The organism is Microbacterium sp. K35, assembly GCF_004794375.1.
Taxonomy (GTDB): Bacteria; Actinomycetota; Actinomycetes; order Actinomycetales; family Microbacteriaceae; genus Microbacterium; species Microbacterium sufflavum.
On sequence record NZ_SSDM01000372.1, the window covers coordinates 42,051 to 56,567 of the forward strand.

General features: G+C 69.8%; 12 protein-coding genes and 1 pseudogene. 5 read left to right on the forward strand and 8 right to left on the reverse strand.

Annotated features, from left to right (window positions below; genetic code table 11):
- Positions 1-2: 2 nt before the first annotated feature.
- From DW299_RS15600 to DW299_RS15615, 4 genes are all read right to left on the reverse strand, one after another.
- Positions 3-707, reverse strand: a complete 705-nt coding sequence (locus tag DW299_RS15600) for a CDP-alcohol phosphatidyltransferase family protein (protein ID WP_136029366.1) — start codon at positions 705-707, stop codon at positions 3-5.
- Positions 704-4,399: a fibrinogen-like YCDxxxxGGGW domain-containing protein gene (locus DW299_RS15605; protein ID WP_136037112.1), complete on the reverse strand. Its 3,696-nt coding sequence runs from the start codon at positions 4,397-4,399 to the stop codon at positions 704-706. Before DW299_RS15605 ends, DW299_RS15600 begins: the two co-directional genes overlap by 4 nt.
- Before the next feature lie 121 nt (positions 4,400-4,520).
- The gene (locus DW299_RS15610) at positions 4,521-5,210 is read right to left on the reverse strand and encodes a hypothetical protein (RefSeq protein ID WP_136029370.1); all 690 of its coding nucleotides are present in this window, start codon (positions 5,208-5,210) and stop codon (positions 4,521-4,523) included.
- Positions 5,210-6,736: a sugar transferase gene (locus tag DW299_RS15615; RefSeq protein WP_136037113.1), complete on the reverse strand. Its 1,527-nt coding sequence runs from the start codon at positions 6,734-6,736 to the stop codon at positions 5,210-5,212. The genes DW299_RS15610 and DW299_RS15615 overlap by 1 nt, the downstream gene beginning before the upstream one ends.
- Before the next feature lie 363 nt (positions 6,737-7,099).
- On the opposite strand from DW299_RS15615, the gene DW299_RS15620 reads away from it, so the two are divergent.
- Positions 7,100-8,248, forward strand: coding sequence for a low temperature requirement protein A (locus tag DW299_RS15620; RefSeq protein WP_136037114.1), 1,149 nt, complete (start codon positions 7,100-7,102; stop codon positions 8,246-8,248).
- Between the two features lie 12 nt (positions 8,249-8,260).
- On the opposite strand, the gene DW299_RS15625 is transcribed toward DW299_RS15620, so the two are convergent.
- On the reverse strand, positions 8,261-8,875 hold the full coding sequence (locus DW299_RS15625; protein WP_136037115.1) for a TetR/AcrR family transcriptional regulator: 615 nt from the start codon (positions 8,873-8,875) through the stop codon (positions 8,261-8,263).
- Between the two features lie 477 nt (positions 8,876-9,352).
- Here DW299_RS15625 and DW299_RS15630 point away from each other — a divergent pair, with 477 nt between their 5' ends.
- Complete coding sequence (locus tag DW299_RS15630; protein ID WP_136029378.1) at positions 9,353-9,631, forward strand: hypothetical protein; 279 nt, start codon at positions 9,353-9,355, stop codon at positions 9,629-9,631.
- A gap of 63 nt (positions 9,632-9,694) precedes the next feature.
- Here DW299_RS15630 and DW299_RS15635 read toward each other — a convergent pair whose 3' ends face one another.
- The 3 genes from DW299_RS15635 to DW299_RS15645 form a co-directional block, all read right to left on the reverse strand.
- Positions 9,695-11,098 (reverse strand): DivIVA domain-containing protein, encoded by a 1,404-nt coding sequence (locus tag DW299_RS15635; RefSeq protein ID WP_136037116.1) that lies wholly within the window; start codon positions 11,096-11,098, stop codon positions 9,695-9,697.
- 210 nt (positions 11,099-11,308) lie between these two features.
- Positions 11,309-11,827 (reverse strand): hypothetical protein, encoded by a 519-nt coding sequence (locus DW299_RS15640; RefSeq protein ID WP_136037117.1) that lies wholly within the window; start codon positions 11,825-11,827, stop codon positions 11,309-11,311.
- 32 nt (positions 11,828-11,859) lie between these two features.
- The gene (locus DW299_RS15645; RefSeq protein ID WP_136029383.1) at positions 11,860-12,165 is read right to left on the reverse strand and encodes a DUF7882 family protein; all 306 of its coding nucleotides are present in this window, start codon (positions 12,163-12,165) and stop codon (positions 11,860-11,862) included.
- A gap of 169 nt (positions 12,166-12,334) precedes the next feature.
- Here DW299_RS15645 and DW299_RS15650 point away from each other — a divergent pair, with 169 nt between their 5' ends.
- The 3 genes and pseudogenes from DW299_RS15650 to DW299_RS19250 all read left to right on the forward strand — a co-directional run.
- A complete protein-coding gene (locus DW299_RS15650; RefSeq protein WP_136029385.1) occupies positions 12,335-12,595 on the forward strand; it encodes a hypothetical protein in 261 nt (86 codons plus the stop codon).
- Positions 12,596-12,733: 138 nt separating this feature from the next.
- On the forward strand, positions 12,734-14,059 hold the full coding sequence (locus DW299_RS15655) for a VCBS repeat domain-containing M23 family metallopeptidase (protein WP_136029387.1): 1,326 nt from the start codon (positions 12,734-12,736) through the stop codon (positions 14,057-14,059).
- A gap of 26 nt (positions 14,060-14,085) precedes the next feature.
- A pseudogene (locus DW299_RS19250) lies at positions 14,086-14,517 on the forward strand (transposase); the annotation flags it as partial.

The window sequence follows — 14,517 nt, forward strand, 5'->3', positions numbered from 1 at the left end:
GTTCAGAGTGCGGTCAGCTGCGTGTACTTGCGGCGGAGCGAGCCGGCGAAGATCAGCACGTGCCAGACGAACAGTGCGGTGTAGAGCACCGCGAACGCGAACGGCAGTCCGATGAACGCCAGGACGACATACGTCGTGGAGGGATCCTGAGGCTGCTTGACGAACGACTCCAGGATGCCACGGCGTCCGTCGTCCGGGGAAGGGGGAGTCTTGGGGAGGAGCTTCTCGGCGAGGAGCTGGGAGAGGAACCAGCCGGACACGAGCACCGAGAACAGGCCGGCGACCAGCACCAACCACGGCCACGCGTCCGTGCGGAGCAGGTGCACCGCGACGGCGATGTGCACGAGCGGGGCCCGCACACCGTCGACCACGTGATCGAGCCACTCGCCGGCGGGGCCGCCGCGCTTCTGGATGCGCGCGAGCTGGCCGTCGGCGGAGTCCAGGATGTACCCGATCAGGAGGAGCACGGCGGCGAGCGGCCCCGCCCACCACGCGGTGACGCCGGCCAGCACGACGACGGCCGCGAGGCCGAACAACGCGCTGACCGCCGTGACCCCGTTGGGGCTGGCGCCCCAGGTGGCGGCGACCACGGCGGCCCTGCCGCCGAGCGGTCGATTGATCCAGCGCAGGTACGCGGGAACGCCCGCCCCCGCTTTCTGTGCGGAGGCGAGCGCTCGACGCGCGTCTGCGTAGGAGATTTTCGTCATTTACGAGGCATGTCCAATGCGAGATCGAAGCTCAGGTCGGGAGTTCCGCGATAGTTGGCGTGCACAGACGCCGCGATCACGTTCGTCCCTTCCACGAGCAGGTTGGCGGGCACCGCGAAGGTGACCTTGTTGGCCGCAGCCGTGGTCGCCCGCGGTGCCGCCGTGGCATACGAATTCTGCGTCAGGGTCCCCGCCCCGAGGTTCGCCCGCCCGAGCTCCACCCCGTTGAGGTATACCACGACACCGTCGTCCGCCGTAACCGTGACCGTGCCGTTCGCGACGCTCGCGGCGTCCGTCACCGTGACGGAGTGCCGGAACTGCGCGCTGAGCGGCTTGGTTGCGAGGTTCGTCGGGTCGATGTTCGTCGCCGCCGTCGCGACCCCGCGGGCGAGGACGGCCGAGCCGCTCGCCCACGAGGAGGCGTCGAACGCCACCGCGTTCCAGTCCGCCGGCAGCGGATCGGCCGAGTAGCGCCACGACCAGGCCGAACCGCTCGGCACGCTGACCGGCAGCTCGTTGTCCGACGGCGGAGTCGCCGTCGTCACCTGGACCGTCGCGGGAGTCGAGGCGAGACCGCCGATCCCGACCGCGACCACGCTGTAGTCGTACGCCGTGGCGGCGGTCAGGCCGCTCTCGGTGAACGTCGTCGTCGCGGCGTCCGTCGTGCCGACCTGCTGGCCGCCCCGGCTGATCACATAGGACTGCGGGGTGGTGCCGCTCGCGGGGGCGGTCCAGGTGAGCGTGGCGGAATCGAGAGTGGTGGTCCCCGAGAGACCCGTGACCGGGTTCGGAGCCGCCGGCGCCTGGCCGCGCTCCGCCGTGAAGGCGAGGTCGAAGCTCAGGTCCGGAGTGGTGCGGTAGTTCGCGTGGACCGAGGCGGCCAGCACGTTCGTCCCGTCCACGAGCACGCCCTGCGGCACCTCGAACACGACCCGGTTCGCGGCGGCGGTCGTGTGCGACACGACGCCGTTCGCGTAGGAGTTCTGCGTGAGGGTGCCCGCGGGCATCCGCACCCGTCCGAGCTCGACGCCGTTGAGGTACAGCACCACGCCGTCGTTCGCGATGACCGAGATGCTGCCGTTCACCACGCTCAGCGCGTTCGTGACCTGGAACTCGTTGCGGAACTGCGCGCTCAGCGGCTTCGTCGCGAGGTTCGTCGGGTCGATGTTCGTCGTCGCCGACGAGACGCCCCGGCCGAAGAGCCCCTGTCCGGTGTTCCACGACGCGTCGTCGAACGCGAGCGTGTTCCAGTCGGACGGCAGCGCGTCGGACGAGTACCGCCACGACCAGGTCGAGCCGTTCTCGATGAACGTGAGCGCCGAGGCCGGTGCGGGCTGCGCGACGTAGGCCGCCGTGCTCGCGGAACGGTTGCCCGCGGCGTCGCGTGCCCGGACGAAGTAGTTCGTCGGGGTCTCCGTGATCGGCACGGTGTAGGTGGCCGATGTCGTCGACGCGATCACCCGGTTGTCGCGCAGCACCTCATAGGTCACGCCTCCGGTGTCGGTCGAGGCCGCCCAGGTGAGCGTCGCCTCGGTGCCTCCGTTGCCGGGGGTCGCCGTGATCGCGCCCGGCGTCGTGGGAGCGGTGGTGTCGCGCGGGGCGAAGCGGATGTACCCGCCCGACCACTGGTTGACCTCGCCCGCCCTGACCGAGCGGCTGAAGTCGCCGCCGGCCCACAGCACGCCGGTGCTGTCGAAGAACGTGCCCCAGGCGCCGTAGCCGGCGCGAGCCTGCACGACGGGCGACCAGGCGGCCACGAACTTGCCGGTCTGCGCGTCCCACGCACCCATCAGGTTCATCTTGTCGGCCTGCGTCCAGCCGGTGCCCACGTCACTCCACGAGTACGCGTCCTGGTAGACCCAGTGGCCGCAGTGGCAGCCGCCGATCACGAGGTTCGCGTTGTGCTCGACCGTCTGGAAGTCGCCGCCGACCTTCGTGATCGACCCGCTGACGCGCTCGAACGTGTTCCGGTCGTAGGCGAAGAGCGAGTGCTCCGAGCCGCCGAGCCACACCTTCCCGCCGGCCTCGGTCACGCCGAGCTGCCAGATGTTGCCGGAGTAGGAGCCGTCCGCGTTGAGCGTGGCCTTGCTGAACTTCGGCACCCACAGCGGGTCGACCAGCGGGGCGCCCGCGGCGGTCTGGATGGCGGCCGCGCTCGGCGTGGACGTGGTCTGCTTCATCTTGAAGTAGCCGGAGAAGTAGGTGCGGTCGCCCTGGTCGGAGGCGTCGACGGCGATCGAGCTGCCGTTGAGGAACGCGTTCCAGTTGGTGTCGGGACGACCCGTCGTCAGGTTGATGCGACCGCCGTTCCAGGTGCTCGCGCTGATGGTGGAGCCGACCGCGGTGAGGTGCGTCATGGCACCGGCGACGTAGAGGAAGTCGCCCTGCACGTCGAGGTCGCGCACGTAGGGCACGCTGCCGGTCGCCCGGTGCTCCGCGTTGACCTGCCAGCCCGAGAGCTGCCCGGTCGTGGGGTCGAGGATCGCGATGCCCGCCTGCGGGGTGCCGTTGACCGTGGAGAACTGTCCACCGATCGCGACGCGCCCGTCGGGCAGACCGGCGATGGCCTTGACCTGACCGTTGAGCTGCGGACGGAACGTGGAGACCCACTCGCCCGTGTTCACGTCGAAGGCCGCGAGGTACGGCTGCTCGACCTGACCGGTGCCGCCCTCGTTGCGCTGCACGTAGCGGAAGTTGCCGCCGACGAAGACCTTGCCGGCGACCTCGCCGAACTCGGCCACCTCGGTGTTGAGCTCGCCGCTGCTGCCGTTGGCGAAGCCGGAGACACCCCAGACGGTGGTCATGGCGTTGCTCTCCGGGATGGCCGCGACCGTGGAGGCGGGCGTGCCCGAGGCGGGCACGGCGCCGAAGTCGAGGTTCGCGAGCTTCAGCTGCGGCCGCAGGAAGACCTGCGTGAACGGCCGCGCGTAGCCCTGGCCCGACGGGGCCCACAGGTACGAGGTGGCCGCGGTGCTGCCGCCGATGCTCGAGCCGAACGCCCAGCCGTTGATGTAGTTGTGCGACGCCTGCTCACTGAACACGACGCGGCGCAGCTGGTTGTTGTTGCCGAAGTTGTTGGTCTGGCCGCCGGTGCCGGTCGAGCCGTCGAAGTTGTAGTTCTTCACGCGGTGCTCGGCGCCGAAGGTCCACACCCAGCGATCGCGCTGCGTGAACGTGAACCGGCCCTCCTGCCACGTGGTGCCGGCCGTGTTGGTGGCGCGGCGCAGGCGGATGCCGTCGGCCAGCGCGTCGACGCGGCCGTTGTTCAGGAGTCCGTCGACCGTCGCCGCCGGCAGCTGTGCCGGCTGGAACGCGTCGGTGCCGGTCGGGGTGTTGCGGATCTGGGCTGCGGTGCGCAAACCGTTGTACCCCTCCTTCCAGCCTTCGCGGCCTCGGCCGATGAGCACCCAGCCGCCGCCGGACGTGGTCTGGTCGCAGTAGAACTGCTCCGGCGCGACGAGCGCCGGGGTGACCAGCCAGTACACGCCGTCGGTGGACTGCGGGTAGTTCTGCTTGATCTCCCAGCACGACGCGGCGGCGGTCTCCTGAGAGAGGCCGTCCGGCAGTGCCGGGGGTGCGGCGTTCGCCGCGAGCGGGGTGAGCAGTGAGCCCACCAGGACGGCCGCGGCGATCATGGCGCCAGCGGCTGCGCGGGTCGCCTTCACTCTCCGCGCGGGTGCTGCAGTGTTCATGGAGTCCTTCTTCGGGTGTGAGGCTCGCCTGGAGCGACTCGGGGGTGAGTCGCTCCAGGTGCGGGTGAGCCACGTTCGGGTGTTCGAGAGATCGGCGATCCCCCGGGGGGTGTGGGGGAGGTCAGGCTGCGGGGCAGTCCTGAACGTCGGGGATCTCGTGCGACGAGATCTTCCAGGTGTCGTCCTCGAAGACGGCTCCGTAGATGTGGGCCACGGGGTGGCCGGGGTTGTACAGCGAGTCCTTGAGCGAGTTGCCCGCCGCGTCCTTCACGTCGATGTCGGACACGTCGACGCACACCTTGAGGGTGATGGTCGCGGGGGAGGACGCCAGGTCCACCGCCGTCGGGGTGACGCTCGTGACGACCGCCTTGCCCGTCTGCGTGTAGCCCAGGTCCATCTGCTCCCGTGCGTGGGACTGCACCTCGCCGAGCACCCAGCCGGTCGCGACCGCGTCGACGCCGACCGCCGAGCCGTCGCCGCGCTGGCTGACCTCGTCGAGGGCGGCGACCACGGCGTCGGCGGCCGCGGTCGCCCGCTTGACCTCGGCGTCCTGGTCATCGCTCATCGGGCCGTCGACCACCTTCGGGACGGACTTCAGCGGATCTTCGGATGCCGCCTTGTCCTCGTCGCCGTCGTCGACGGGCTTGTGGGTGGACGAGGCCGACGGCGCTCCGCCGTTGTTCGTCACGAGGGCGACGCCAACCCCTGCGGCGCCCAGCGCGAGCAGTGCCACGGCACCGATCGCGATCCATCGTCTGCGGTGCGTCGCGGGCGCCTTCTCGCCCTCGATCACCTGTCCTTCGTCATCCATCAGTAAGCCCCCTTCGGCTGGATCATCACCTTCGCGGTCCGCCACATGATTTGCAGATCATTCATGACCGACCAGTTCTCGACGTACCGCAGGTCGAGGCGCACGCTCTCGTCCCACGACAGGTCGCTGCGCCCGGACACCTGCCACAGGCCCGTGATGCCGGGCTTGATGTACAGGCGGCGGAACACGGTGCCGTCGTACGCCGTGACCTCGCTGGGAAGCGGCGGACGAGGCCCGACGACACTCATGTCGCCGGTGAGGACGTTCCAGAACTGCGGCAGCTCGTCGAGCGACAGCTTGCGCAGCACCTTTCCCACGCGGGTGACGCGGGGGTCGTCCTTCATCTTGAACAGAAGACCGGCGCCGTCGTTCTGCGCCTTGAGGGCGGCGAGCTGCTGCTCGGCGTCGGTCTTCATCGAGCGGAACTTCACCATCTTGAAGCGGCGGCCGTCGCGGCCGACGCGCTCCTGGAAGAAGAACGCGGGTCCGGGCGAGTCGAGCTTGATGAGCGCCATCAGCACCGGGGTGAGGAGGGCGATCGGGATCAGCGCGACCGTCGCGACGAAGATGTCGAGCGCCCGCTTGAGCACGTGCACCCCGCCCTCGTACGTCGGGATCTTCACCTGGATCAGCGGCAGGCCGTCGACCTGACGCAGCGAGATGCGAGGACCGGCGACGTCGGTCAGTCGGCTCGAGAGCACGAGCTCGGCGGCGGTGCCCTCGAGCTGCCAGCTGAGCTGCTTGACGAAGTCGGGGTCTCCATCGGGACGGCTCGCCACGATGATCGTGTCCGCCCCGAGCTGGGCCGCCGCGGCGGCGACGCTGTCGAGATCGCCGACGACCGGGTAGATGCTCTCCCCGATCGCGAACGCGCCGGCCTTGCGATCGACCAGCGTCGTCCCCACGACGTGGTAGCCGTTCTCTGCGCCCTTCTGCAGAGACGTGATCACATACTCGACGTCTTCGGTCGCGCCGACCACCAGGGTGCGCGACGCGTACTGGCCCCGGATCCGGCGGCGCTGCAGCCACCGTCTCCAGGCCCAGCGCGCGCCGAGCAACCCGAACGTCCCGACAGGGAGCGCGACGAGGAACAGCGGCTGCAGTCCCTCCCACGCCAGCAGGACGCCCGCGATAGCGGTGATGCCGAATGCCAGGCCGCTGGCGTGTGCCACGCGGCGGTATTCCGTGGCCCCGGAACCGAAGATGGCGGCGTCGCGGGTGTTGAGCGCCGACAGCATCAGATACCAGGCGAGGCTGAGCAGAGCAGCGTTGCGCCCCGCCTCGATCGCCACGACGCCGGAGTTCAGCTGGACCGCGACCGTCAGAGCGACGGCGATCAGGATGACAGCCGCATCCGTGATCCGCAGCCGCATCCGATAGTGACGTTCCCACTGCCGACGCCGTTCCAGCGTCGCCGAAACGCGCGGCGTGGTCGCCGGGCGCGTGGACGACGTGGTGGCCCGCGGAGCGGTGGCCGGAACGAATCCCGTGCGAGAGATGCTCAGAGCATCCTCGACGGACGTCATGCCGAGGCCCCTTGAGCCGTGAATGTACGCAGAATTCCCCAGTGCGACATTGATTTCCCCAGTTTGATATCCCCAGACCGTGAACCCCACGTTCACGGCAGTCGTCTGCGTCCCGACCCCTCGGGTCCTGCTGGAACTCCGTGATCCCACATCTCGGAGTCGAAGGCGCCGTCCCAACCGGCGGCTTCGTGCAGCAGGCGCTGCAGACCTGGAACACTGTAGCGGAACCGGCTATGAAACGGAAGACAAATCCGGGGAATGGATGAAACCCCGTCGCGGGTGGTGCGCGGTCGGGCGCGGCCCGGGCGCTATCCTGACGCCGTGACGGCGCCCCCACCCTCTCCTCGTTCTCGCCTGCGCACCATGCTGCCCCGTGACCCGGCGCAGCCGCATCGCACCGCGAGCACCCTCGAGCTGTTCTTCGACCTGGTGTTCGTCGTGGCCGTGAGCATCGCCTCGTCGCAGCTGCACCACGCCCTCTCCCACGGGGACTTCGTCCACGGCATCACGTCGTACGCGATGGTGTTCTTCGCGATCTGGTGGGCGTGGATGAACTTCACGTGGTTCGCCACCTCGTTCGACACGGACGACTGGCTCTACCGCGTGACGACGTTCGTGCAGATGGGCGGGGTGCTCATCCTCGCGGCCGGTGTGCCGCGGGCCTTCGACGAGGGCGACTTCACCGTGCCGGTCATCGGGTACGTCGTGATGCGCGTGGCCATGGTCGCGCAGTGGCTCAGGGCCTCACGGTCGGCCGGTGCGCTGCGCTCCGCCACCCGCCGGTACGCGTCGGGCATCGCCGGGGTGCAGGTGCTCTGGGTGCTGTTCCTCCTGATCCCGACGGGGCCCGCCCAGCTCGTGGCGTTCGTGGTGTTCGCCCTCATCGAGATCTCCGTTCCGGTGTTCGCCGAATACCGCCGGCAGACCCCGTGGCACCGGCACCACATCACAGAGCGCTACGGGCTGTTCACTCTCATCGTGCTGGGGGAGAGCCTGCTCGCCTCGGCGAACGCGATCATCGACGCGCTCGACGAGGTCGAGGCGCTCGGGCCGCTGATCGCAATCTCGGTGCTCACGCTGGTGGTCACCGCCTCGCTCTGGTGGATCTACTTCTGGCCGCCGCATCACCGCGCGATCACCTCGTTCCGCCGGTCGCTGCGGTACGGCTACACGCACTACTTCGTGTTCGCGGCGGCCGCCGCCTTCTCGGCAGGCATCGAGGTGGAGCTGGACGTGCTCACCGGTGAGAGCCACCTGTCGGGCATGGCCGCTTCGTTCACCGTGACCGTCCCCATCGCGGTGTTCCTCCTCGGCGTCTGGTGGATCGCGATCAAGGAGAACGCCGACCGTGTGGTCAACACGGTGGTGCCGACCGGAGCGGCACTCGTGCTGTTGGATCCGGTGCTGCCGGTCCCGGTGACGCTCACCGCACTGATCCTGGCAGCCGTCGTGGTCGTGCTCGTGCTCCGACCGCCGGTCACGCGCGAGGCCGAGGCGCCGGTGGGGACGTAGGCGCCGCGCCGCTCAGACGCAGGCGGCGAACAGGGCGAGGCACTCCTGACGCAGTCGCGAGATCGCCTCCGCGTCGCCGCGCAGATGGCGGATGAGGGCGTTCTGGAGCATGCCGTCGGTCAGGGCGTACGCCAGGGTGGCGTCGAAGCGACACGGTTTCCCGGCGAGTTCCGCGTAGCGCGCGAGCACCTCGCCGATCGCCTCCTGCAGCATCTGCTCGATCTGCTCGATCGTGTCGCCGAAGCCGGACTCGAACAGTGCCTGATTGCGCAGGTCGTACCAGAGGCGGTGCAGCGACGCGTCGTCCTTCAGGCTCCTGGCCATCTCGTCGGCCACGCGCCCGGCGAGCTCGTCGGGGGTGGTCGCCGTCTCGATGATGGCGGCGTAGCGCTCGGCCGGCTGGCCGCGCGAGATGCGGACGGCCTCCGCGATGAGGTCGTTCTTGTCGGTGAAGTAGTAGTGCAGCGAGCCGTGGGAGAGCTCGGAGTGCTGGGCGATCTCGCGCAGCCCCGTGCGGGCGAACCCGCGTTCGGCGATCGCCTCCAGCGCGGCCTCCGCCAGGCTCCGTCGACGGAGGGCGAACTTGTCGGTTCCGGCGCGCTCGGCCCTCTTGATCGCTGTGTTCATCGTCTCGTCTCGACTCCGTCCCTGCGTTCGGTATCGGTCATGCTAGTGGGCACCGTCGCGGATTTGAACAGTCGTCAAGTAAAAACTGGACACTCATCCAAGAAAAACTTGACACTTGACCAATCCCGTGATGCACTGGATGGATCGCGATCGTGAGCGTCCCCAGCGCCCGATCGTCGACCACGCCGCGCGCGCGATTCCCCGTCGCCCCGGCAACCGCTGCCTGACGAACTCTCGCTCGGCAGCGTGCGCGGCGGAGCGATGTCCCCACCTCCTCCGTCGCGCCCCCGAACCCGTCGTCACGGCATCTCTGCTAGACTGACGATGCAACGTGTGCGTTTCGCCCCTCTCGGCCGCCGCGTCGCCACTGATCAGGGCCCATCCACGGTTCGCGCACATCGACGCGCGCGACGCCGCCTTCGATCTCCTCACTTGCGGACCGCCCTGCGTGCCCGCCACATAGCAATGAGCATCACCATGAGCACCACCACCGTCCCTCCGTCCGACCCCCTCACCTGGAAGCAGGCCGACATCGACGTGCACGTCGCCACCCGCGGCGGCGAGTTCGCCGGCTTCGTCGAGTTCGACGGCGCCGCACACGTGCTGCGCGACGAGCGCGGTACCGACCTCGGTACCTACGCCTCGCTCGACGACGCCTGCGACGCACTCGACGCTGCGACGCGGCCCGCACCGCGCTCCGGGCTCCGGTCCGTGCCGCGCTCCGGACGCCGCCGCGTACGCCGGGCCAGGGCCTGACCACACCGACGACACGACGAAGGCGCGAGCAGAGAGCTGCTCGCGCCTTCGTCGTGTCCGGCTCTACCGCTTGCTGTCGTCGGTCTCCACCACGTCGATCGTGATCTTCTCGAGCGGGCTGTCGTCGTCGAGCTCGTCGTCCAGCACCTCGTCGCCCAGGAACGTCTCCACGACCGTCTCGGTGGCCTCCGACCCCGACTCGTCCTCGTCGTCGATCGTGGCCTCGGCGACCGCAATCGACGAGGGCAGCGCATCGTCGCTGAAGATGCCGTCGGGGCGGATGAGCTCGCGCACCTCGGCCATGAAGCTCGACAGCTGCTGCTGCTGCCAGCGCAGCTGCCGCGTGCGGTCCTCGGCGTCGTGCAGCACCGCGGTCGTGTGACCGGTGACCGCATCGACGATCTTCTGCGACTTCACCCTGGCGCGGTCGAGGATCTCCCTCGCGCGCACCTGCGCGTCCGCCTCGATCGCCTGCGCCTGCGACCGCATGAGCCGCTCGTAGTCGTCTGCCTTCGCGGAGATCCGCTGCGCGTGCTCCAGGGAAGCGGTGACCTGCTCGTTGGCATCGGTCGTGATGCGCTCCGCGTGCGCGACGGCCTGGTTGTGCAGCACCAGGAACTCCTGCTGCGCGTCGTCCTGGCGACGGGTCAGCGTCTCCTCGAACTCGAGCACGCGGGCGTTCATCTCGCGCACCTCGCGCTCCGCATCCGCCCGCAGCTGCGTGGTCTCCCTCGTGACGAGCGAACGCAGCGCCGCCGCGCCCTTCTCGGCCTCCGTGCGGATCGCGGTGGCCTCCTGCGACGCCTGGTTCACCTTCTCGGCGGCGTGCGACGCCTCCCGCTCGATGCGCGCCTCGTGGGCCGTGTACTCGGTCTCCATCTTCAGGCGCACCTGGTCGGCGTCCCGCTGGGCCTGCGAAGTGATGCGATCGGCGTCGGCCTCGGCCTCGGCGCGCTGCGCGGCGACCTCTTCGCGCGCCGCCGCCATGAGCCGGTCGGCCTGCACGGCGGCGTTCTGGATCAGCACGTTCGCCTGCTCCTCCGCGACGCGCAGGATCGCCTCGAACTGCTGACGAGACGGCGCCTCCTCGCCATCGGGCTGCGGGGTGTCGACGAGCTCGGAGGTCAGCGTGGCGACCTGCTGCTCGGCGTCGGCGGCCTTGGCGTTCGCGGCGGCGAGCTCGCTCTCCAGCGCCTCGCGCGCCTCACGCTCCTCCGCGCGGATGGCCTCGACCGACTCGGTCTCCCTGGTCTGCGTCTCGGCGAGCTGGTCGGACAGCTGCTGCACCTGCGCCCGCAGGGAGGCGAGCGCCGCGTCGACCTCGCCCTTGTCGTAGCCGCGGAAGCCGATCGTGAACGCGGCGTTCGACGCCGACGACGACTGCTGGTCGCGCGGTGCCGTCTCGATCAGCTGGTCGAAGAAGTCCGGCGACCGCTCGTCGCGGGAGCCGTCCGGGGAGTCGCTCATGGTTGGGCCTTTCTGGCGTGTCCGGACGCGGAGCGGGGGCTCCGACCGCCGAACGGGATCGCACGCACGGACGAGGAGGCCGCCCGGCGCACGTCGCGACCGTGTCCTCAGCGGACGCTGTGCCGGGCGCGACGCGGTCCTAGCCTAGTTGCGCCGGCTGTGGATCGTGAGCCCCTCTTCACACCGGGGAGGGCGGTGCCGACGGACGGTTCATCCGGAGCGCGACCAGCGGGCATTGCGATCGTCGAGCAGCGCGCCACGGACGTACGAGACCGGCGGCCCGTCGGACACCGTGATGCCCCGCGCCCCCGCCGCCGCCGCGACGCGGGAGCGCAGCTCGGTCCACAGCGCCGTGGTCTGCGGGAACCCCATGTACTCGCGGAAGGTCTCGACGCGCAGCACCGCGCCCATCGGGTCGGCGGTCACGCGCACGACGGTGTCGTCGGGGTCGACGAAGCGGATGCCGATGGCGCCGTCATCCAGCGGGAGGAAGTCCTTGCCGGCGGCCGCTGCCATCGTCAGGAGCTCTCGTGCCTCCGGGGCGGGCGCGTGGATCTGCAGCGTGCGACCGAACTCGGCGAGGGCCTTGTCGAGCTGGTCTCGCGCGAAGCGGTCGCCCGCGCGGCGTCCTGCGGCCGCGGTGCTGCGGTTCAGCCACGGGCGCAGGAAGGCGGCCCCGACGATGATCGCCAGGATGAGCAGTCCGAAGAGAAGGAGAGTGGGAACCACGACTGATCCGTGTGGGCGGAACGGCGGTCCGTTCAGCGGGGCGCGGTGAGCGCGTCCAGCACGAGCTCGCCGGAGGAGTTGAGCGCCTGCATGATCTCCTGCACGCGGTGCGGGTCGATGCGGGGCGGCTCCGCCGCGTCGAAGCCGAACTGGAGCGGGATGGCCGGGTGGATCCAGATCGTCGCGCGCTTGTCCACCCCGGCTGCGACGGGCAGCCAGGTCATCATGAAGCTCTCCTGTCGACGGAGCTTCGTGGAGATCACGATTTTCAGGTGCGCCAGGGTCTCATCCTCGATGAGAATCGGGTCGGAATGACCGTCGTAGCGGAGTCTGCCCATAGTGCTGACCGTACACCGCTCCGAGGCCCTCTGCCTCTCATCCCTGATCGGCGCAACCCCCTTCGGTGCGAGGAACCGGAGGCCTATTGTCGCCGGACAGGCGGGCCTCGGAAACGCGCAGACGGGACAGGTGACGGCAGTGACACATGAGGCGAAGAGGACGGCGCGCGTGCGGATCGTCGTGAACGATGTCGGCTTCGTGCTCGCACCCGGTGAGTCGGCGGACGGGATGAAGCAGGAGATCGATGCCGCGGTCCGGGCGGGAGGCGGGTTCGTCGCCTTCACCGTGGCGGACGGGTCGCGGGTGAACGTGCTCGTCTCCCCGATGAGTCACGTCGTGATCTCGGTCGAACCGCACGACGCCGAACCCGATGAGCCTCCGGTCGCGATCTTCCCCCGAGGCGACTTCTTCGACCACGAGCTGCTCTGACGCGGACAGCGCCGGAACCCGCCCCGACCGATCCGTCGCCCGCGGGGTGGCGTTGACGGGTATCGCGCTCCGCGCTTGGTACGGTGACCGCGGTGGACATGATGTCCCTGGGGCCGCTGAGCAAGAGAGAACGTCACGATGAAGCGCACGTCCCGCTTGCGCCTTGGCCGCATCGGGATCGTCGCCGTGCTCGCGGTGATGCTCGGCACCCTGGCTCCCGCGTTCACCACGGGCGACCCGGCCGCGGCCGCCGCGCCCGACGGCTACATGGTCTACCCGGCGTCTGGCAACATCCAGTCCAAGGTCGGTGACGGCTGTCTGGGCAACTACCGCGCCCACGACGGCATCGACATCTCACGCAACGGCGGCACCCCGATCCTGGCGGCCTACGACGGCGTCGTCCGCACGCGCACGTCGAACGGCGGATACGGCAACTACACCGACATCGAGCACGCGGGCGGCTACGTCACCCGCTACGCCCACATGGCCAGCACCGCGTGGTACCCGCCGGGGACCCGCGTGCTGCGGGGCCAGCAGATCGGCGTGGTCGGCAACACCGGCAACTCCGCCGCCTACCACCTGCACTTCGAGGTCTGGCTGAACGGCCGCGTCTACTCGCAGATCAACAACGGTTTCACGTGCCTGTCGAACGTCACGCGCGGTGCCACCATCCCGCTGTTCTTCCCCGGTCTCGGCACCGGCTCGGGCACCGTCGCCTCCGCGGACTACACGGGCGACGGCAACGCCGACGTGCTCGTGGTCGCCGGCAACGGCGACCTGCGTCTGCGCACCGGCAACGGCCAGGGGTCGTTCGCCGCGGCGACCACGGCCCTCGGACTCTGGGGCGGCAGCCGTCGCCACGTCACCCACGCCGACTTCAACGGCGATACGAAGGCCGACCTGATCGCGGCGAGATCCGACGGCACGCTCGAGTTCTACGCCGGGAACGGTGCGGGAGGATTCGCGGCCGGGACCGCGATCGGGAACGGCTGGTACGGCCTGCTGCACATCGTCTCCGGCGCCGACTTCACCGGCGACGGCAGACAGGACGTGATCGGCGTCGCCCCCAACGGGGCGATGTCGCTGTACGAAGGCAACGGCTCCGGCGGCTTCACCGGGCGCGTGACCACACTCGGCGTCGGGTGGGAGGGCTTCCACTTCATCGTGGGCGGCGACTTCGACAACGACGGCAAGGGCGACCTGATCGCCGCGTCGGACACCGGGACGCTCTACTTCTACCGTGGCGCGAACTACGGCTTCCAGACGGCTCGGGTCGTCGGCGAAGGGTGGATCGAGTTCACGGCGCTCACGGGCGGGGTCGACTACAACGGCGACCGCCGGGCGGACCTCCTCGGACGCACCCCTGCGGGCGAGGTCTACCTGTATAGCGGTCTCGGCGACGGGACCTTCGGGACCAAGACGCTCGTGGGCTCCGACTGGGGCGGACACCTCACGATCGAGTAGGGTCTGGTGCCGCGTATCGTGGGCGCATGGCGGCTTCCACGTTCGACGAGATCGTCGCGGACCTGTACGCGGCGTCGCCGGGCGACTTCGTGGCGGCTCGCACCGCTCGTGCGAAGGACACCGCGGATGCCGCCACCGCCGCGGCCGTGCGAGAGCTGCGCAAGCCCTCGGTCGCGGCGTGGGTCGTGAACGTGTTCGCTCGGGAGAGGGCGGAGCAGCTGGGGGAGGCGCTGAGCCTGGCCGCCGAGCTGCGGGAGGCGCAGGCGGACCTCGACGCCGCAGCGCTGGCGAAGCTCGGACGTGAGCGGCGCGCCCTCACGCGACGGCTGGCGCAGGCGGCGGGACAGCTCGCGCAGTCGCGCGGGGAACGCGTGACGACGGCGACGCTGGACGCGGTCGAGCAGACGATCTCCGCCGCCTTCTTCGACCCCGACGCGGCGGCGGCGGTGGCGTCGGGG

Bases quoted from the DNA above. Each gene is read 5' to 3' on its own strand.
- DW299_RS15600 (WP_136029366.1), bottom strand. From the start codon at position 707: ATGACGAAAATCTCCTACGCAGACGCGCGTCGAGCGCTCGCCTCCGCA.
- DW299_RS15605 (WP_136037112.1), bottom strand. From the start codon at position 4,399: ATGAACACTGCAGCACCCGCGCGGAGAGTGAAGGCGACCCGCGCAGCC.
- DW299_RS15610 (WP_136029370.1), bottom strand. From the start codon at position 5,210: ATGGATGACGAAGGACAGGTGATCGAGGGCGAGAAGGCGCCCGCGACG.
- DW299_RS15615 (WP_136037113.1), bottom strand. From the start codon at position 6,736: ATGACGTCCGTCGAGGATGCTCTGAGCATCTCTCGCACGGGATTCGTT.
- DW299_RS15620 (WP_136037114.1), top strand. From the start codon at position 7,100: ATGCTGCCCCGTGACCCGGCGCAGCCGCATCGCACCGCGAGCACCCTC.
- DW299_RS15625 (WP_136037115.1), bottom strand. From the start codon at position 8,875: ATGAACACAGCGATCAAGAGGGCCGAGCGCGCCGGAACCGACAAGTTC.
- DW299_RS15630 (WP_136029378.1), top strand. From the start codon at position 9,353: ATGAGCACCACCACCGTCCCTCCGTCCGACCCCCTCACCTGGAAGCAG.
- DW299_RS15635 (WP_136037116.1), bottom strand. From the start codon at position 11,098: ATGAGCGACTCCCCGGACGGCTCCCGCGACGAGCGGTCGCCGGACTTC.
- DW299_RS15645 (WP_136029383.1), bottom strand. From the start codon at position 12,165: ATGGGCAGACTCCGCTACGACGGTCATTCCGACCCGATTCTCATCGAG.
- DW299_RS15655 (WP_136029387.1), top strand. From the start codon at position 12,734: ATGAAGCGCACGTCCCGCTTGCGCCTTGGCCGCATCGGGATCGTCGCC.